Raw genomic sequence first — 17,962 nt, 5'->3', positions numbered from 1 at the left:
CTTAAAACTTGGCTGCATTTTGGCCATCTTGATAGCCTTTTCTAAAAGCCTCTAAGGTTTCTTCCCAATTGTAAATGGAGTCTAAAATAAGGAAGGTAGCGATTCCTATAAAGAAGAAGAGTACATCGCGCTTGGTGATCCTTTTCATAACTGTGAATTTATAATTGAAAGGTTTGATTTTTTTTAAAATCTCAAATCATATATCTCAATCATCCATCTCAAATCTGTACACTATCCAGCCCATCCTTCTCGATCTAAACTTCGATACTGAATTGCCTCCGCAAGGTGCTCGACTTTGATATTTTCGGACCCTGAGATATCCGCGATAGTTCGTGCTACTTTCAATATTCGATCATAGGCTCTGGCTGAGAGGCCCAATCTTTCCATTGCAGTTTTCAAAAGTGATTTCCCAGCTTCATTGATTTGACAGACTTCCTTCACTTGGTGGGAGGGCATCATAGCATTGCAAAAAACTTCCGGATTATCTTTAAACCGTTCTTTTTGCCGCTCTCTTCCTTGGATCACTCGCTCTCTGATTGATTTACTGGACTCGGTTTTTCGGGTGGAGGTCATCTCATCAAATTTTACAGGAGTTACTTCTACATGAAGGTCGATTCTGTCTAAAAGCGGACCTGAAACTTTATTTAAATAGCGTTGTACGATCCCCGGACCACAGACGCATTCTTTTTCGGGATGATTATAATAGCCACATGGGCAAGGGTTCATGCTCGCAATCAGCATGAAATTGGCAGGGTAATCTACCGAAACTTTTGCACGCGAGATCGTAACTCTTCGCTCTTCAAGTGGTTGTCGCATTACTTCCAGGACAGATCGCTTAAATTCTGGTAATTCATCCAAAAACAAAACCCCATTGTGCGCTAATGAGATCTCTCCAGGTTGTGGGTTACCGCCTCCTCCAACTAAGGCTACATCCGAAATTGTATGATGCGGACTTCGGAATGGTCGTTGTGCCAAGAGACTTCCATTTTTTCCGAGTTTGCCTGCTACAGAGTGAATTTTGGTAGTTTCCAAAGCTTCCACAAGAGTGAGCGGAGGGAGGATCGAAGGAAGTCGCTTAGCCAACATGGTCTTGCCGGCACCAGGAGGTCCGATCATGATGACATTATGACCACCCGCTGCTGCGATTTCCATTGCCCGCTTGATATTTTCTTGCCCTTGCACATCTGCAAAATCAAATTCATTGTCATCCAAGGAATGATAAAATATCTCTCTAGTATCTGTGACTAAGGGCTCGATTTGTAAATCCCCCATCAAAAAATCAGCGGCTTGCTGCATAGTTTCTACTCCGATAATATCAAGGTTGTTCACGATGGAGGCTTCTTTGGCATTTTCAAGAGGTAGGATAAATCCCTTGAAGCCCCTTTTTCTTGCTTCTATGGCAATCGGAAGGACACCTTTTACAGGTCTAAGTTTTCCATCTAAAGAAAGCTCCCCCATGATGATATATTCTTCCAAAGAAGGGAATTCGACTTGCTCGGAGGCCTGAAGAATTCCCATCGCAATAGGAAGGTCATATGAAGAACCTTCCTTGCGGACATCCGCAGGAGCCAAATTGATGACTACCTTTTGACGAGGCATTCGAAATCCAAAATATTTGAGTGCGGATTCTACGCGCTGCTGAGATTCTTTAACTGCCGAGTCAGGGAGTCCCACCATGAAAAAACTGGTTCCTTGACCAACGTTAACTTCAATTGTAATGATGTTTGCATCTACACCGGAGACTGCACTTCCAAAAGTTTTTGCTACCATAAAAAAAGGAGACGATTAGGTCTCCTCAATATAGCAGTTTGCTTTAGTTGAAATGATATTTGTTAGGTAATATTTTGTCTAGGCGGGATATTACTAGAGTCATTCTCAGAAGGCTTCTTAGAAGGATCTAGAGGTTTTGCGGTAGATTTTGGATGTTCAAAGTCATAAATCTTAGCTTTCAATGCATTCATGTCATTTTCCATTCCCTTTATTTTTGAGGTAAGGCTGCTATTTACAGAGTAGCCAACTCCCCAAGTAATGAGAAAAATAATCATGCCTGTAAGTGTGATTTTGACCATGGAGTCTGAAGTGATTTCATCCATTCCAAAAAGTCCTCCTAGGGTGTCAAAAGCAATAAAGAAAATCAGAAAAGCGCCAAAATAAACCAATAAGGCTATTTGAAGGATTTGAAGAAATTTTTTCATGGTTTACGATTTTGGTTTTACGAATATACTAAACGGACTGAATACTGGAAAGCTTCTGATATAAGCCTTCTTTTTGGCTTAATTCCAAATGGGTACCTCTCTGGACAATCTCTCCACGCTCAATAACCAGAATTTCATCGGCATGCTGTATGGTGCTCAACCGATGAGCGATCACTAATGTGGTTCTGTTTTGCATCAGCTTAGTGAGAGCTTCTTGTACTAGAAGTTCCGATTCTGAATCAAGCGCCGAAGTAGCTTCATCAAGAATCAAGATTGGCGGGTTTTTAAGGACAGCCCGGGCGATGCTAATGCGTTGTTTTTGACCTCCGGAAAGCTTGGATCCCCGTTCACCTATTGAGGTATGGTAACCATTTTCCAGATTTTCAATAAAATCATGTGCATTTGCAATTTTAGCAGCATCCATTACTTCGGACTCTGTTACTCCATCTATCCCAAAAGCGATATTGTTAAAAACCGTATCGTTAAACAATATTGATTCTTGAGTTACAATACCCATTAAGCTTCGTAAATCGGTAAGATCAAAATCCCTTAGGTCAGCTCCATCAAGGAGAATTTCACCTTCTGTTGGATCATAAAATCTGGGTACAAGATCTGCCAATGTCGATTTCCCCCCTCCAGAAGGACCTACCAAGGCTATGGTTTTTCCACGTTCTAATGAAAAATTAATCTTATGTAAAACTCTGGTCTCCTCATAAGCGAAGCTTACGTTTTTGAATTCAATTGATTTATCAAAACCATTTAATGCTTTTGGTTTTGATGGAGAACTGATCAGCGAAGTAGTATCGATTACTTGGAAAATCCGATCTGCAGAGGCTATTCCACGTTGGATATTGCTTACTGCTCTTGAAATTTCCTTAGCGGGATTCAATACCTGAGTGAAAATAATGATATATGTGATGAAGTTTGAAGCGCTAAGTTCCGAATCGCCGCTAAGAACCAACCCTCCTCCATAAACCAAAATTCCTGCAACTACGGATACACCTAGAAACTGAGAAATAGGAGAGGCTAACTCGTTTTTCCGAGCCATATTCACATTTACATCGGCATAGTAATTAGTTTCCTGGTCGAATTTATTCTTCATAAATCGCTCGGCGTTAAACGCCTTGATTACTCTCATTCCTCCAAGAGTTTCATCCAGAATATTTACAATTCTACCAAGTGATTGCTGGCTTTGAACGGCCTTCTTCTTGAGCCTTCGGGTTATTCCTCCTATGATTGCACCTGAAATTGGGATAATTAATATGGTGAAAAGGGTAAGCTTCACTGACATAAAAAATAGCACTCCAAAATAGAGGATAATGGTTGCCGGCTCTCGAAAAACTACCCGAAGTGATTGTACAATGGTATTCTCTACTTCTTGCACATCATTGGTCATTTTTGACATCAAATCTCCTTTTCGCTCATTGGAGAAATAGCCAATGTGGAGCTTACTCACTTTGCCAAAGATGTCCATTCGCATCTTTTTGATCACTACTGCTCTGACTTTTGCTAAAACTACTCCAGACAAATAGGTGAAAAGATTAGCTAGGAAAACGGAGAGAACAATAATGATACATACATAAAACAGTGTCCCTTTTTTACCATATTCCTCAGCAACTTCCAGGAAATTATAATTGAATAAATGTGAAAAATAGTCAATTGATAGACTGAATTCTGGCTTTGAAGCATATTTGGAAAGGGTTGATGGGTCAACCTGTTCAAAAATGACATCAAATAGTGGCTTAAGTAAAGTGAAATTTAATAAGCCAAAAATGATAGAAAGTAGCGCGTATATAATGTAAATAGGAACGAATCTCCCATAGGGTCTGGCATAGGAAAGGATTCGTAAATAGGTATTCATAAATAGGGAGATGAAAATAAACCCGAATTTACGGAAAATTGTCCGCTCGGGGTGTTATTAGTAATTGTAATCGGGACGCAGGAAATTCCAACGAAACCCAAGTTGTACTAATTGATTTGATTCTGGACTATCCAAGTCTTGCGCTGTTCTCCTTCGGAAAGTGTGCGTAGCATCGATAAAGAAGTTGTGTCGAAGCATGTAACTCGCATTTAAATTGGTTTGTATCACTGTGTTTTCAATGCCCTGTCCAATGAAGTTTCCGAATAATCCAGTTGGGCTTCCGACAAGTCTATTTTTCAGGACATCCCCTCCGAAGTTGGTTTCTGGATTAGGATCAGCTCCATAGAGTTGATGCATGGCGATTAAGGTAAGATTCAATTTCGGAAGCGGTTGATATCGAAGAATTCCCAAAAACTCCCTGAAGTTTGCTCCTCGAGGATGGGTAAGTGGAGTTCTCCAATTGCTGTAAGATTGATAATCCTGTTTCTCTTGGAATGTATATGGTCTCGCTGTATTGAACTCTACCTGCAGATCTAGATTTGAGATTTTGAATGCGTTGATATATTTATAGCCTGCTTGTACTCCATATTTATTTCGTTTGGAGCCTTTCCCGTCAATTCCAAAAAATTCATTGAATACAAATTCATCCAATGCAAATTGACCATATAATTGCATCCCGGGGTATAAATTCCATTTGAAATCTGAGCCTAGCATGACCTTGTCAGGTGTTCCAAGACTTTGTTCCACCCATCTAAAAAATATAATAGGGTTGAAATAATTGAAGTTTGCCTGATCAGTCATTACCGACTCAAAGAATCCTAAGTTTAGTTTTTTACCCACATCAAAACCTAGCCTATGGAATGAAAACCATTTCTGGGGATACCTTCCGTCAGTAGGTCTTCCCCGATCATAGATTGCATCTGCTGTCATTTGAGTCCACACATTGGTGAGTTGAAATTTCCAGACTTTAGTATTCAACTTCACAAACATGTATGGATTGGAAAAGTCCGAAAGTAAAAATGATCGATATCCTTCTCCAACAAAATTACGGTCGTGCCCGATCTGGGCTTGAATATTTTTGGTCAGGTTAAAATTGACATGACCAAGCGCGGAAAAGTAACTGTAACCCTGCGTGTTGTATTCTTTCCAAAATCCTTCACCGGGAACTGCTCCGTTATTCTCCGCATAATTTTTGATCCAAGACGGGAAGAATGCCTCTGAAGAAGTGAAATAGGTATAAAACCCCACTTTTTTATCAATAGAGCCCCGAACTACAACTCCTCTTGTCAGACGGTTTGGGTTTTGATCATTATCAGTTTCGATTCCGCCGCTTAGGAATAGGACTGGACTCACATGAATATCAAATTCATCACTGTGATAATAGGCTAAATCACCGGGTCTTTTATAAAGGGCATTTAAAAATGGCTTTTTCGAAAGTGAAGTTTCCCTGTCTACAAATTCCCAATTGTCTTGGCTCAAATAGGAGAGGTTAAACTGGTCTGATCTGCTTTTAATTACTGGGTCATTGGACAAGGAATCAAGATATTTCCCCAATAAATCCCTTCTTAAGGGTTTGAATCCTGTTTGGAAAATTGAATTATTTGATCCTTGAAGAATCTCGTATCGTTCGAATCGATGATAATAATCCCGATCATAAGGGACATAGCTTCCCTGTGCAAAGAGAAACTCTGGCATAAAAAGTAAGGATAAAAGCAGGAGCCAATAAATACTTAAGGTTGAATTTCTGGGAGTTTGCATCGGATAAAGCTAGAAAAAGAGCTGAAATCTAAAAACTGAGGATGTATATTTGCGCTCCAAATCTACTATAAAGATGCTTTTGAACAATTGGCTCATAAATACTTGATAAAGATTTGGTGAAAAATATGAAAAAGAATAACTTTGTGCCTCATTTGAAAAAGGTACTATATAACTAGCAATACAATGAAAGCTGATATTCATCCAAATTACAGAGACGTCGTGTTCTATGACACTTCAAGCGAATTCAAATTCATGACTAAGTCAACTATCGAGACTTCCGAGACTATCACTTGGGAAGATGGTAAAGACTATCCAGTTTATAAAATTGAAGTTAGCTCTGAGTCTCATCCTTTCTACACAGGTAAGAAAATGATGTTGGATACTGCAGGTCGAGTTGAGAAATTCAACAGAAGATACGCAGCTAAGAAGTAATTCTTCCCAACCTTACTTGAAAAAGTCTCCCGGAGCATGGATTCCGGGAGACTTTTTTATTTTTGCTTCATGGACTCAATTTTATTGTTTGATGACCCTGCTATTCGCGGTTCATTACTACCTTTTGCTTTTACCAGACCTGTTGCAGATTTCCGGGTAGGAATCTTGAAAATCTCTGAGAAATGGGAAAAAATCACTGGTAAATCAATTTCATATCTAACTCAGGATTACCTGCAAAAAAAATTTCCACGAGCGAAAGGGAAAGCTATGGCAGTTAATGCTGCATGGCTTCCTGACGCAGAATCTTGGGGATTAATTGAAAATCTAAAAGAGGATCAAGCATTGTTTTTTGGTAAAATCCTGCTCGCATCCTACATCGGAGAGACTGAAAAGAATCTTGATGCAGTAAAAGAGAAAAAAACAATTCAACTTGAAAAGTCACCTTCCTTACTTCTCAAAACTTGGAATATTTTTCAGTTTAACGGAGAGGAGATTCGAAAAGACTTTGCTTTGATCACCAAAGGGAGAAAAAGTGAGCCAATCACAGATCCGTATACGAAAGTATATTCAGCCGAAAATATCTTTATAGAAAAAGGAGCAACTATCCGTGCAGCGATTCTCAATGCTGAAAATGGTCCTATCTACATCGGTAAAAATACTGAGATTCAAGAAGGATCCATCATTAGAGGACCTTTTGCACTTTGCGACCACAGTACTATAAATATGGGCGCTAAGCTTCGTGGAGATACAACAGTTGGTCCTCATTGCAAAGTTGGTGGTGAGGTTTCTAATTCGGTTATTTTTGGGTACAGTAATAAAGGTCATGAAGGCTTTTTGGGGAATTCCGTAATCGGAGAATGGTGTAATCTTGGGGCAGATACAAATACCAGCAATCTGAAAAATAACTATGCACCTGTCAAACTTTGGGACTATACCAAAGGTGGGTTTGCGAATACCGGTTTGCAGTTTTGTGGATTAATGATGGGAGACCATTCCAAGTGTGGAATCAACACCATGTTTAATACCGGCACTGTAATCGGTGTGGGAGCAAATATTTTCGGAGATGGCTTTCCGCGTAATTTTATTGCTTCATTTGCATGGGGTGGGGCAAGTGGCTTCTCCACATTTCAATTTTCCAAATTCGAAGAAACAGCCAAAGCGGTTATGGGACGAAGAGGTTTGGAGTTGACTGCGGAGGAATTAGAAATTCTTCAAACCATATTTGAACTGTCCAAAAACTATAGAATTTGGGAGAAATCCTCTTGAACTAAACTCACATGCAATTCGCATCTATACCAGGACTTCCCGATATTAAAGAAAACTTGATCAACGCAGTCAAAAATAACCATTTGGCTCATGCGCTACTTTTTTATGGTCCGGAGGGATCGGCAAATTTGACGATGGCTTTAGCCTTGTCTACATATTTATTTTGTGAAAACCCTGGAGAAAATGACTCCTGTGGTCAATGTTCGCCATGTCAGCGAATGAGCAGACTTGTGCTTCCTGATTTGAATTTTGCAATGCCTTCAATTTCAAAAAGTAAAAAGGACGAAGAAAAAGAAGAGGAAGATGACGACGAAAAATCTGATTTATTGAGCAATTGGAGAAAGTTTGTGCTTTCCAATCCTTACGGGAATATCCATGATTTCATTCTATTTAATGGGTTTGAGAAAAAACAGCTGAATATTTCTAAAGGTGCTGCCAAAAAAATAATTCAAACTCTTTCCTTGAAGGCTTTTGAAGGCGGATACAAAATTATGATGATCTGGGCTCCGGAATACCTGCATCAAAACGCTGCAAATGCCCTTCTCAAAATTCTGGAGGAGCCTCAGCCTAAAACTATTTTTATTCTGATCACTTCTCATCCAGAACAGTTGTTGACTACCATCCTTTCTAGGACGCAGAAAGTATTGGTCAGAGGCTTTACAGATGAGGAGATTCAAAACCATTTAATTGAAACTGGCAAGGCAGATGAAGTTACCGCCAACCAGGTTTCGATGATTGCGGACGGCAGTATGAGAGAGGCCGTTCGGCTAGTTGATCAAGTGGAGGATCATCAGGTGAAGCAAATCCGGGAATGGTTCGTGGATTGCTTTAAATCTGATTTTAAGTCCTTGTTTAATAAGGCAGATTCCTTTCATAAGGAAAGCATAGAAGGACAAAAGTCTTTGCTCCTTGGAGGAATGAATGTACTTCGAGAGATGCTTTTGGTTGATGCTAATCTGAACCAATTGGTTAGAACCCGCGGTGAGGATCTGGATTTTGTGACCAAAATTAATGCAAGTGTCTTCAAAGGGGATCACATTGACACCTTGTACGAGGCTTTCAATCAGGCACATTATCATTTGGAACGTAATGGAAATGCGAAATTCATCTTCACGGACTTATCGATGAAGATTTCGAGATTAATGGCAAAAATTAGCTAACATGGAAAAAAAGATAATTGGCAGAAAGGAAAAAATTTCTTTGCCGGATCTGGATTTAAAACTTGTATGGGCCAAAGTTGATACCGGTGCATATACGAGTAGTATTCATGCAGAAAACATCCATGTTGAAGAAATCGAAGGAAAAAGATTGTTGAAATTTCAGGCTCTAATGGAAGGTCATCATGCTTTTACAGGGAAAATAGTGACTTTTGATAAATTCACTGAGAAGAAGGTCAAAAACTCCTTTGGGCATGCTGAAGTGAGATATATGATCGTTACGACAATAAAAATCGCAGATGAGACATTCCCTGCTGAATTTACACTCTCCGATAGGTCCAGTATGAGAAATGTAATTCTACTTGGAAGAAAAGCCTTGAAAAAGCGATTCCTGGTAGATGTTGATCATACTAATCTTGCGAGAACTTACCGAAAAAAAGCCTAATTGAATTTCAATATCCTACTTTTACCCTAGTAAAATAAACACATGAAAATTGCCATTTTATCCAGAAACCCAAATCTCTATTCCACAAAGCGGCTTTTTCAGGCGATCCAAGCAGCAGGTCATGAGGCGGTTATCATAAATCATAGTATTTGTGATTTGATTATTGAGCAGGAGGGTCCTTCTATTTATTATAAAGGAGAGCGGCTCTCCAATATTGACGCGATTATTCCTAGAATCGGAGCCTCAGTGACTTTCTATGGCACTGCGGTAGTTCGTCAATTTGAACTGATGGGTACATTTAGTGCAGTCAATTCACAGGCGATTGTCAGAAGCCGTGACAAATTGAGAAGCCTCCAAATTCTTTCAAGTGCTGGTTTAGGAATGCCTAAAACGGCCTTCACCAACTTTTCCAAAGGTGGGGAAAAGCAAATTATCGAGCATGTAGGCGGAGCTCCTCTTATTATCAAATTGCTTGAAGGAACCCAGGGATTGGGAGTTGTCTTGGCGGAAACAAAGAAAGCCAGCCAATCTGTAATCGAAGCATTTCATGGATTGAAGGCAAGAATTATAATTCAGGAATTCATCAAAGAAGCCAAAGGTGCTGATATACGAGCTTTTATTGTTAACGGAAAGGTAGTCGGGGCAATGAAACGACAAGGAGCTGAAGGTGAGTTTCGATCCAATCTTCACCGTGGCGGAAAGGCTACCATAATTAAGCTGTCTAGATTGGAAAAGCAGGCGGCCTTAGGTGCTGCAAAAGCCTTAGGCTTGGAAATAGCTGGCGTGGATATGCTTCAGTCCGCTCGAGGACCACTTATCTTAGAAGTAAATAGCTCTCCGGGACTAGAGGGGATTGAGAAAGCAACCGGAATAAATATCGCAGGAGAAATCATCAAGTTTATCGAAGAGGGGGTAAGCAAAAAAAGTGTAAAAAGAAATTCTGTTCAATGAGTCAATTAGTCAAAATAGGAACTCGCGGAAGTAAGCTCGCGCTGTGGCAGGCTTATCATGTGGAGGGCTTATTACAAAAGGCAGGTCTTGCGACAGAAATCGTTTTGATCGATACTAAAGGAGATCAGGTCTTGGATGTTTCCATTTCAAAAATTGGGAGTAAGGGTGTTTTTACTCAAGAATTGGAGGACCAGCTTATGGATGGTAGAATAGATATCGCCGTCCACAGCGCAAAAGATATGCAGTCAAATTTGCCTTCAGGTTTTGAAATTATAGCTTTTACGGAGCGTGAAAAAGAGAATGATGTCCTTGTTTCTCACGATTCAAGTATCTCTTTGAAAAATGAAGAACGGACTTTGGTGCTAGGTACGTCTTCCACCCGTAGAGTATCCACACTCAAGCATTTTTACCCCCATGTGAAAACAGTGGAGGTGAGGGGAAACCTACAAACCCGTATCCGAAAAATGGAAGAAGGACTCTGTGACGCGCTTTTGTTAGCCTATGCTGGAGTTCATCGGATGGGCTACGATCATTTGATCGCGGCAGAATTAGATCTGGATGAATTCACCCCGGCTGTAGGCCAAGGATCCGTGGCAATTGAAGTTGCCTCCCGTCTAGACGAGCAATTGAAATTAGGAATCTCTCAAGCTTGTAATCACTTTGAAACAGCGCAAAAGTTGAAAGCTGAACGTGCATACTTGCGTGTTTTAGAAGGAGGATGCAGTATTCCAGTTTTTGCTTTGGCCAATTTGGAAAAAGAGAATATCATCTTAAAAGGAGGAATAGTAAGTCTCGATGGTAAAGAGAGGATTTCTCTCGAAGTGATAGGCGATTTGAATTCACCTGAAGAACTTGGTCAGCAGTTAGCAGACCTGGTTTTAGGAGCAGGGGGAAAACGAATTTTAGAAGAAATAAAAACAACTTTAGGAAAATGAGTTTTGTGAGAAATTTAGTTTTTGCGATCCTTTTGATGAATTCCTTTGCCTGCTCTGGGCAAAAAGATTATTTAATTAAAATTGAGACAGAGAAAGGAGAAATCGTGGCAGTACTTTTTGATGATACTCCTGCTCATAAATCCAATTTTATTGAATTGGCTGAAGAGGGGAGATTTGACTCTACCCAGTTTCATCGGGTGATGAACGCATTTATGGTTCAGGGTGGAGATGTCTTCACCAAAGAAAAACTAGCACCTGCTGATTGGCCAACCCTTCCTGCGGAGATTAATGCTAAACATTTCCACCGGAAAGGAATGATCGCCGCTGCCAGACAAGGAAACGGAATCAATCCAGAACGTAGATCCAATGGATCTCAATTTTACATAGTAATCGGGAAAGTCTACAATGAAGAGGAGCTTAAGGCTGATATGGAGAAACTTCAGCCAGCTTTCATGCAATATGTACAGCTAGCTAGTCAGGAAGAGCTCCGGAAGGAATACAGTCGACTATATGCTGCTGAGCAATTTGACAGCCTGACAATGCTAGTGGTCTCAAAAAGAGAAGAAATTGAAAAATCATTGAATCTTAATTTGACAAAAAACTTCAGTAAGGAACAAATTGAAGCTTATACTACTATCGGAGGAACTCCACACCTTGATCAGGAATACACTGTTTTTGGAGAAGTTATTTCGGGATTGGAAGTGGCAGAAGAGATTTCAAAAGTAAAGACAGGTTCTAGGGATGTACCTATCGACCCTATTTATATGAATGTCACAGTGGAGAAAATGACTCGAAAGAAAATCGAAAAGGAATATGGCTACAACTACCCAGATGGAAAGTAAACGGAAGATTTTTATCACAGGAGCAAATGGTCTTTTAGGGCAAAAGCTTGTAGAGCAATTGGTTGCTAAAGGTGAGTTTTTGGTATTTGGAAGCGGAAGAGGAGAAAGTAGGCTGCCTGGAAAAGGATTTGAATATATTGATCTAGAGATTACCTCAGAAGAGCAGATTTTAAAAACAATTCAAGCTATTCATCCTGATATTATCATCCATGGGGCAGCAATGACAAATGTAGATCAATGCGAGCAAAATCAAGAAGCTTGTTTTGATGCGAATGTTAATGCTACCAAATATTTGGTTAAAGCTGCGGAGTCTGTTCAGGCTCATTTTATTTTTCTTTCTACAGATTTTATTTTTTCAGGAGAAAAAGGGCCTTTGGACGAAAAAGAGGAGGCTTCACCAGTTAATTACTACGGTAAAACAAAGTTACTGGGAGAAGAAATAGTCATGAATAGTCAAACAAAATGGGCTATTGCAAGAACAGTTTTGGTATTTGGTATAGCGCACGACATGAGTCGAACAAATATTATCCTTTGGGTGAAAAGCTCTTTGGAATCAGGAAAACAGATCCAAGTGGTAGATGATCAATTTCGAACTCCCACTTTAGCTGAAGATCTGGCAGCAGGCTGTATTCTGATCGCAGAGAAAGGAGCTGAAGGAATTTTCAATATTTCCGGATCGGATTTTTTGACGCCATATGAAATGGCCATGATGACTGCTGATTACTTTGGACTTAACAAAGAGTTAATCAAGCGTTCAGATTCAAGTACATTTACTCAACCGGCAAAAAGGCCTCTGAAAACAGGTTTTATTATCGAAAAAGCACGAAAAGAGCTTGGTTATGAGCCTAAAACTTTCCAAACGGCAATTGGTATTTTGGCAAAACAAATTATCTTAGCCCGCTCTTAAAAAGTAGTTTATACCCTTTAATTTAACTTAGCATTATCTATTTATGGCAGTACCTATAGAATCCGAAGAAAGAGGTCAATTTGGATCAAGTCTTGGTTTTATCATGGCTGCGGCTGGATCAGCTGTAGGACTTGGTAACATCTGGAGATTCCCTTACCTAGTGGGAGAAAACGGAGGAGGAGCTTTTGTGTTTGTATACATTCTCTGCGTTTTACTGATCGCACTTCCGCTTTTATTCAATGAAATCGCATTGGGAAGAAAATCCGGCAAGAATCCGATTGGAGCGATTCGTGATACAGGAGGAAATAAGTTTTGGCAATTGACAGGCGTACTTTGTGTATTAGTCTGTTTTTTTGTTTTTAGCTATTATTCTGTGATTGCAGGATGGACAGTGGGATATATAATCACCGAAATCATCAATGTACCGGTTGATTTTGAGGTCTTTATTGAGACTCCATTGTATGTGATTCCATTGACATTTCTATTTATTCTAATGACAATCTCGATCGTATTGGGCGGAGTGTCAGGAGGAATTGAGAAAGCTTCAAAATTTTTAATGCCAGTTCTTTTTATCATCATCATATTCATTGCTGGTAGATCTGTTACTTTAGAAGGAGCTCAGGCAGGGATTGATTATTACTTGAAGCCTGATTTCGCCAAAATCAATCCAACTGTTATTCTACAAGCTTTAGGGCAAGCATTCTTTTCAATGTCAGTGGGATGGGGATTGATGATCACATTTGGTTCCTATTTGCCTAAAAAAGCAAATATCATTCAGTCGTCTGGCTGGATAGCTGGGATGGATACTTCAGTAGCTCTTTTGGGAGGACTAATGGTGTTTCCGGCATTATTTGCTTTGTTGCCGGGTAAAGATCCTGCAGCAGGTCCAGCTTTGGTTTTTGATGTGCTTCCAAAGGTTTTTGCTGAAATGCCAGGCGGGCATATCATTGGAGCTTTATTCTTTACTTTATTGATGGTGGCAGCATTGACTTCTACTATTTCTATGTTGGAGGTTCCAGTAGCATATCTAATCGATGATCGAAAATGGGGTAGAAAAAAAGCGACTTGGATTGTAGGAATTGGAGCGATGCTTCTTTCCGTTCCTTCAGCTCTTTCTGCAATAGAGGGGAATTTCTTTGCGGATTTAAGCTTTAATTTCCTGGGGAACCCTTTAACAGGATTCTTCGGAATCATGGACTTTATTTTCGGGACATTTGCAGTGATTGTCATCTGTCTAATGCTGGCACTTTATACAGGATGGGCATCTAAAATCTCAGATTATGCGGATGAACTAGCTTCTGGTGCGCCATCATTTAAAGGACCGTTCCGGGGAGCTTGGATTTTCTTTATCAAGTATGTATGTCCAATCGTGATCATCCTTTTGATTTTGAATATGGTCGGTATTTTCGGAGCGCCTCAAGCGGCTTAATTCTAGTCTTAAAATAATTTAAAAGGGGCTTTTGCCCCTTTTTTTATGGATTAGGGCCTCATCATTTTGATATGTCGCACCTTTTGTTGTATTTGAAATGCATTTGTTTGTCATATAACTAAATTCAATGCGTGTACTTGTAGTAGATGATGATAATATTCATCTCTTGATTCTTAAAAAGATTTTTGAAAAATCTCAAGATGATGTGGTTCTGGCTCACAATGGATTGGAAGCACTTGGTTTTCTAAGAGAGGATCCCAATTTCCATGTGATCCTTACAGATATCATGATGCCTGAAATGGATGGTATAGAATTTTTGACTCAATTGAAGAATAATTTGCTTTTCAAAAGTATCCCGGTGATTGGTTTCACTGCTGGGGATGTTGAATATTTTCGAAAAAACTCACCGAATAAATTCGATACTTTAATCCCTAAACCCCATAATTTTTGGGACTTATACTTGCTTGCAAAAGATAAGGCAACAAAAGATTTGAATTAAAATCTAGTTTTGGCAAGTGAATTGTTAATTTTTTCAAAACTTTTACGTTTTGTAACCTGAATCAAAAATCACTTTCATGAAAAAATTTATCCTACTCTTTGCTTTCTTGGGTCTGGGCCTTTCGGCATATGCTCAAGAATTTTCTTTAGGCCCTAAGTTTGGGCTTTCATCTACCAAAGTAGATTTCGAGAAAAATAATTTTATCCCAGGGGATGCTGAAACAGGGTATCATGTTGGGTTGTTTGGAAGACTTGCTTTTGGAGGGTTCTATATGCAACCAGAGCTTTTGTACACAAAGACGAGCGGAACATTCCAAATAAATAGTCCTCAGCCAGGTGGAAGCTCAGGCTCAAATTCCTTTTCCGAGAATTTTAACCGATTAGACATTCCTTTAATGCTTGGGGTCAAATTATTCAAGTTTTTTAGGATACAAGCAGGGCCAATTGCAAGTATTGATATCAATTCAGACTTGAAGGATGCCACAAATACCGTTCAAAATGCAGATTTTAATTCAGCCACTTTAGGGTATCAGGCAGGGCTAGGACTAGATATTGGAAACTTACTAATCGATGCTAAATATGAAAGTTCACTCTCATCCTTGACAGGGAATATTGGAGGTCTTGAAACAGATCAGCGAATCAATCAATTTATTCTTTCCGTAGGATTCAAGCTTTTTTAAGCTCTATTTTAAACCAAAAAAAAATGCCCGTTCGGTTGATTCCAAACGGGCATTTTTATGTATGGACTATTTATTTTTCCATTACCACTTGAGTTGGCTTGGCCAGTTTGTGAATAGGATCCAGATCTACCACGTAAACACTTCTACCATGTGTGCTAATGACTAAGTCATTTTCCCGGCTTTGGATCGTCATGTCATAAATGGCTACGTTTGGAATGGCGCCTTGGAAAAGATTCCAATTATTTCCTCCATCCATTGTCACATAAAGTCCGTGGTCTGTTCCTAGGTATAGGATCGCTTCATTTACTTTATCCTCTACGATAATGTTGGTGGACTCATCGGGGAGATTTCCTTTGATGGCTGTCCAAGTCTTTCCATAGTCTGTGCTTTTATACACGTAGGTGGCAAACTCATCACTACGATAGCCATTGAGCGTCACATAAACCAATCCTTCCTGATGACTTGATGGCGCAATGCTGCTCACCCAGCGATCTTGCGGAAGTCCAGCATTCAAGCTGATCCAGTTACCACCATTGTTTCGAGTGATCCAAACATTTCCGTCATCCGAACCTGCGTAGATCGTCCCAAATTCCAATGGAGATTCTTCGACTACCGACAAAGTCGCATAAGGGACATTTCCACTTTTTTGATTTTTTGTCAAGTCAGGAGAGATTCGCTTCCAAGTATTTCCTTGATCCAAACTTTGGTAAACATATTGCGAAGCCATGTACACGATATCCTGATTATGGTAGCTGAGTTCAGCTGGTGTTCTCCAATTGTATCGATTAGGAGCGGTGCCGATTTCATGGCCCGGGGTGATAAACTTTCGCTGACCTGTGGTCTTATCGATACGGAAGTACATACCAAACTGGGATCCTGTGTAGACAATGTTATTATCGCGGGTATCGACTGCTACTACCATTCCATCTCCTCCCATCAGCGACTCCCAAGGGTCTGATGGATCATTGGTCGACTTACCAAACCAAACACCGTTATCCTGCATTCCGCCATAGATATTGTAAGGCTTGGCATCATCCGTCATGATGGAGTAAAACTGTGAAATAGGCATCTGAGTATTCAAGTGATCCCAAATCGCACCTCCGCCGTAGCTTCGGTAAAGTCCACCATCATTCCCCAATAAAATATGCTTGCTGTCTGTTGGATTGATCCACATAGATTGGTGATCAGAGTGAGGCCTGCCAACGGAGTCGGTTCTGCTGAAGTTTTTTCCTCCATCTCTAGAAACCAAAAGCGGCACTCCCAAAACAAAGATTTCATCTTCATTTTCGGTATTCACGCGGATTTCTCCAAAGTAATATCCATAGGAATTGTACAGTCGGCTGATATCCGACTCGGAAACCTTTTTCCAGGATTTGCCTGCATTCTCAGATCTGTAGATTTCTGCGCCAATTACCGCACCATCAAACATAGCCGCATTTGCGTCAACAGCTTCGCCATTGTAATTAGCAATCTGGGTAGTATTTATTTTCCCTGTTTTTAAGAGACGCTTTACTTCTGCTGCAGTGTAAATCGTGGCAAATCTGTTTGATCTTAGAAAAGTATCCAGTCTTTTATCTTCAAGTCCAAGCGCTTCTTCAGTACTCATATTCTTGAAGTCTTCAAATTTCAAAGCATTCTCATCAGGCTTTGCCCCACGCTGTCTTGGCGCTTCAGGAGCTTTGTCAGATTTGGCTTGGTTATCAAGTAAGGCATATACCACCTCTGGATTGCTTTGGCTAAAGTCAAAGCCGATTCTCCCTACAAATTCGTCCTGAGGGAATCCATCCACTGCTTTTTTCCAGGTATTTCCACCATCCTCTGATCTCCAGATGGATGATCCTTTTCCATTGCCGATGAAATCATGAGCCTGACGGAATCGTTCCCAGCTTGCAGCCAAAAGAATATCTGGATTACTTGAATGGATTTTGATATCAATGATACCGGTATTGTCATCGATGTAAAGTGTCTTTTTCCAAGTCTTGCCTCCATCGGTGGTTTTATAGAGACCGCGCTCTTTGTTTTTGGAGTAAAGGCCTCCCATGGAACCAACCCATACTACATCCGGATTAGTTGGGTGAATCTGAATCGAACCAATATGCTGCGAATGTGGCAAGCCCATCATCGTCCAGGTTTTGCCTGCGTCTGTGGATTTGTAGATTCCTGCACCGGCGTAGGTTGATCTACTGGAATTATCCTCTCCAGTTCCAACCCAAATGATGTTATTATTGGAAGGCGAAAGTGCCATATCGCCAATGCCCAAGGCTCCTTGATGATCAAAGATTGGGGTGAAGGATTGCCCGTTGTCTTCAGTTTTCCAGACTCCACCAGAGGCTGCCGCCACATAAAAGGTATTTTGATTTTGAGCGACTTCGATGTCTACGATTCGTCCAGACATATTAGTTGGACCTACATTTCTGGCTTTGAAGTCTTTTAGGGGAGTGGAAGAAAGCAATTTTGCATGCTTCTCCATCGATTCGATTAGTGCCTTTTCTGAAGTTGGCTTGATGTCCTGAGCTTGAAGATTCGCTGCAGTAGTCAGGGCCATCAATCCTGAAGCGAAGAGGACTTGGAGGGTAGTGATTTTTTTCATTAGGAAAGATTTGATA

17 protein-coding genes are annotated in these 17,962 nt (G+C 40.2%); 11 read left to right on the top strand and 6 right to left on the bottom strand.

Annotated features, from left to right (window positions below):
• Window position 1: 1 nt before the first annotated feature.
• The 5 genes from BVC88_RS21315 to BVC88_RS10290 form a co-directional block, all read right to left on the bottom strand.
• Window positions 2-148: a hypothetical protein gene (locus BVC88_RS21315; protein ID WP_175574403.1), complete on the bottom strand. Its 147-nt coding sequence runs from the start codon at window positions 146-148 to the stop codon at window positions 2-4.
• Between the two features lie 83 nt (window positions 149-231).
• On the bottom strand, window positions 232-1,770 hold the full coding sequence (locus BVC88_RS10305; RefSeq protein ID WP_075350591.1) for a YifB family Mg chelatase-like AAA ATPase: 1,539 nt from the start codon (window positions 1,768-1,770) through the stop codon (window positions 232-234).
• Window positions 1,771-1,832: 62 nt separating this feature from the next.
• Window positions 1,833-2,195, bottom strand: a complete 363-nt coding sequence (locus BVC88_RS10300) for a hypothetical protein (RefSeq protein ID WP_075350590.1) — start codon at window positions 2,193-2,195, stop codon at window positions 1,833-1,835.
• Between the two features lie 28 nt (window positions 2,196-2,223).
• On the bottom strand, window positions 2,224-4,056 hold the full coding sequence (locus BVC88_RS10295; RefSeq protein WP_075350589.1) for an ABC transporter ATP-binding protein: 1,833 nt from the start codon (window positions 4,054-4,056) through the stop codon (window positions 2,224-2,226).
• A 57-nt stretch (window positions 4,057-4,113) separates the two neighbouring features.
• On the bottom strand, window positions 4,114-5,751 hold the full coding sequence (locus tag BVC88_RS10290) for a hypothetical protein (protein WP_175574402.1): 1,638 nt from the start codon (window positions 5,749-5,751) through the stop codon (window positions 4,114-4,116).
• A 246-nt stretch (window positions 5,752-5,997) separates the two neighbouring features.
• Between BVC88_RS10290 and BVC88_RS10280 the strand changes: the two genes are divergently transcribed.
• The 11 genes from BVC88_RS10280 (at window position 5,998) to BVC88_RS10230 (ending at window position 15,356) form a co-directional block, all read left to right on the top strand.
• A complete protein-coding gene (locus BVC88_RS10280) occupies window positions 5,998-6,246 on the top strand; it encodes a type B 50S ribosomal protein L31 (RefSeq protein WP_075350586.1) in 249 nt (82 codons plus the stop codon).
• Window positions 6,247-6,315: 69 nt separating this feature from the next.
• The gene (locus BVC88_RS10275; RefSeq protein ID WP_075350652.1) at window positions 6,316-7,512 is read left to right on the top strand and encodes a GlmU family protein; all 1,197 of its coding nucleotides are present in this window, start codon (window positions 6,316-6,318) and stop codon (window positions 7,510-7,512) included.
• 11 nt (window positions 7,513-7,523) lie between these two features.
• Window positions 7,524-8,672, top strand: a complete 1,149-nt coding sequence (locus BVC88_RS10270; protein ID WP_075350585.1) for a DNA polymerase III subunit — start codon at window positions 7,524-7,526, stop codon at window positions 8,670-8,672.
• 1 nt (window position 8,673) lies between these two features.
• On the top strand, window positions 8,674-9,114 hold the full coding sequence (locus BVC88_RS10265) for an ATP-dependent zinc protease family protein (RefSeq protein WP_075350584.1): 441 nt from the start codon (window positions 8,674-8,676) through the stop codon (window positions 9,112-9,114).
• Window positions 9,115-9,156: 42 nt separating this feature from the next.
• Window positions 9,157-10,065: a 30S ribosomal protein S6--L-glutamate ligase gene (gene rimK / locus BVC88_RS10260; RefSeq protein ID WP_075350583.1), complete on the top strand. Its 909-nt coding sequence runs from the start codon at window positions 9,157-9,159 to the stop codon at window positions 10,063-10,065.
• Window positions 10,062-11,000: a hydroxymethylbilane synthase gene (hemC, locus tag BVC88_RS10255; protein ID WP_075350582.1), complete on the top strand. Its 939-nt coding sequence runs from the start codon at window positions 10,062-10,064 to the stop codon at window positions 10,998-11,000. Before rimK ends, hemC begins: the two co-directional genes overlap by 4 nt.
• Window positions 10,997-11,842 carry a peptidylprolyl isomerase gene (locus BVC88_RS10250; RefSeq protein ID WP_075350581.1) on the top strand — a complete coding sequence of 282 codons (846 nt, stop codon included), beginning with the start codon at window positions 10,997-10,999 and terminating at the stop codon, window positions 11,840-11,842. Before hemC ends, BVC88_RS10250 begins: the two co-directional genes overlap by 4 nt.
• Window positions 11,814-12,749 carry an SDR family oxidoreductase gene (locus tag BVC88_RS10245; RefSeq protein WP_075350580.1) on the top strand — a complete coding sequence of 312 codons (936 nt, stop codon included), beginning with the start codon at window positions 11,814-11,816 and terminating at the stop codon, window positions 12,747-12,749. Before BVC88_RS10250 ends, BVC88_RS10245 begins: the two co-directional genes overlap by 29 nt.
• Before the next feature lie 43 nt (window positions 12,750-12,792).
• The gene (locus BVC88_RS10240) at window positions 12,793-14,178 is read left to right on the top strand and encodes a sodium-dependent transporter (protein WP_075350579.1); all 1,386 of its coding nucleotides are present in this window, start codon (window positions 12,793-12,795) and stop codon (window positions 14,176-14,178) included.
• A 127-nt stretch (window positions 14,179-14,305) separates the two neighbouring features.
• Window positions 14,306-14,677, top strand: coding sequence for a response regulator (locus BVC88_RS10235; RefSeq protein WP_075350578.1), 372 nt, complete (start codon window positions 14,306-14,308; stop codon window positions 14,675-14,677).
• Window positions 14,678-14,753: 76 nt separating this feature from the next.
• Window positions 14,754-15,356: a porin family protein gene (locus tag BVC88_RS10230; protein WP_075350577.1), complete on the top strand. Its 603-nt coding sequence runs from the start codon at window positions 14,754-14,756 to the stop codon at window positions 15,354-15,356.
• 70 nt (window positions 15,357-15,426) lie between these two features.
• On the opposite strand, the gene BVC88_RS10225 is transcribed toward BVC88_RS10230, so the two are convergent.
• Entirely contained in the window at window positions 15,427-17,946 is a 2,520-nt protein-coding gene (locus BVC88_RS10225; RefSeq protein ID WP_075350576.1) for a WD40/YVTN/BNR-like repeat-containing protein, read from the bottom strand.
• Between the last annotated feature and the right edge of the window lie 16 nt (window positions 17,947-17,962).

Origin of the sequence: Algoriphagus marinus, assembly GCF_001936475.1 — a bacterium.
Taxonomy (GTDB): Bacteria; Bacteroidota; Bacteroidia; order Cytophagales; family Cyclobacteriaceae; genus Algoriphagus; species Algoriphagus marinus.
Note: the sequence above shows the minus strand (reverse complement) of the source record. Positions and strands in the feature narration are given on the sequence as shown.

Coding starts and splice junctions, on each gene's coding strand:
- BVC88_RS21315 (WP_175574403.1), bottom strand. CDS start 148: ATGAAAAGGATCACCAAGCGCGATGTACTCTTCTTCTTTATAGGAATC.
- BVC88_RS10230 (WP_075350577.1), top strand. CDS start 14,754: ATGAAAAAATTTATCCTACTCTTTGCTTTCTTGGGTCTGGGCCTTTCG.
- BVC88_RS10225 (WP_075350576.1), bottom strand. CDS start 17,946: ATGAAAAAAATCACTACCCTCCAAGTCCTCTTCGCTTCAGGATTGATG.
- BVC88_RS10280 (WP_075350586.1), top strand. CDS start 5,998: ATGAAAGCTGATATTCATCCAAATTACAGAGACGTCGTGTTCTATGAC.
- hemC (WP_075350582.1), top strand. CDS start 10,062: ATGAGTCAATTAGTCAAAATAGGAACTCGCGGAAGTAAGCTCGCGCTG.
- BVC88_RS10245 (WP_075350580.1), top strand. CDS start 11,814: ATGGCTACAACTACCCAGATGGAAAGTAAACGGAAGATTTTTATCACA.
- BVC88_RS10250 (WP_075350581.1), top strand. CDS start 10,997: ATGAGTTTTGTGAGAAATTTAGTTTTTGCGATCCTTTTGATGAATTCC.
- BVC88_RS10270 (WP_075350585.1), top strand. CDS start 7,524: ATGCAATTCGCATCTATACCAGGACTTCCCGATATTAAAGAAAACTTG.
- BVC88_RS10265 (WP_075350584.1), top strand. CDS start 8,674: ATGGAAAAAAAGATAATTGGCAGAAAGGAAAAAATTTCTTTGCCGGAT.
- BVC88_RS10240 (WP_075350579.1), top strand. CDS start 12,793: ATGGCAGTACCTATAGAATCCGAAGAAAGAGGTCAATTTGGATCAAGT.
- BVC88_RS10290 (WP_175574402.1), bottom strand. CDS start 5,751: ATGCCAGAGTTTCTCTTTGCACAGGGAAGCTATGTCCCTTATGATCGG.
- BVC88_RS10295 (WP_075350589.1), bottom strand. CDS start 4,056: ATGAATACCTATTTACGAATCCTTTCCTATGCCAGACCCTATGGGAGA.
- BVC88_RS10235 (WP_075350578.1), top strand. CDS start 14,306: ATGCGTGTACTTGTAGTAGATGATGATAATATTCATCTCTTGATTCTT.
- BVC88_RS10300 (WP_075350590.1), bottom strand. CDS start 2,195: ATGAAAAAATTTCTTCAAATCCTTCAAATAGCCTTATTGGTTTATTTT.
- rimK (WP_075350583.1), top strand. CDS start 9,157: ATGAAAATTGCCATTTTATCCAGAAACCCAAATCTCTATTCCACAAAG.
- BVC88_RS10305 (WP_075350591.1), bottom strand. CDS start 1,770: ATGGTAGCAAAAACTTTTGGAAGTGCAGTCTCCGGTGTAGATGCAAAC.
- BVC88_RS10275 (WP_075350652.1), top strand. CDS start 6,316: ATGGACTCAATTTTATTGTTTGATGACCCTGCTATTCGCGGTTCATTA.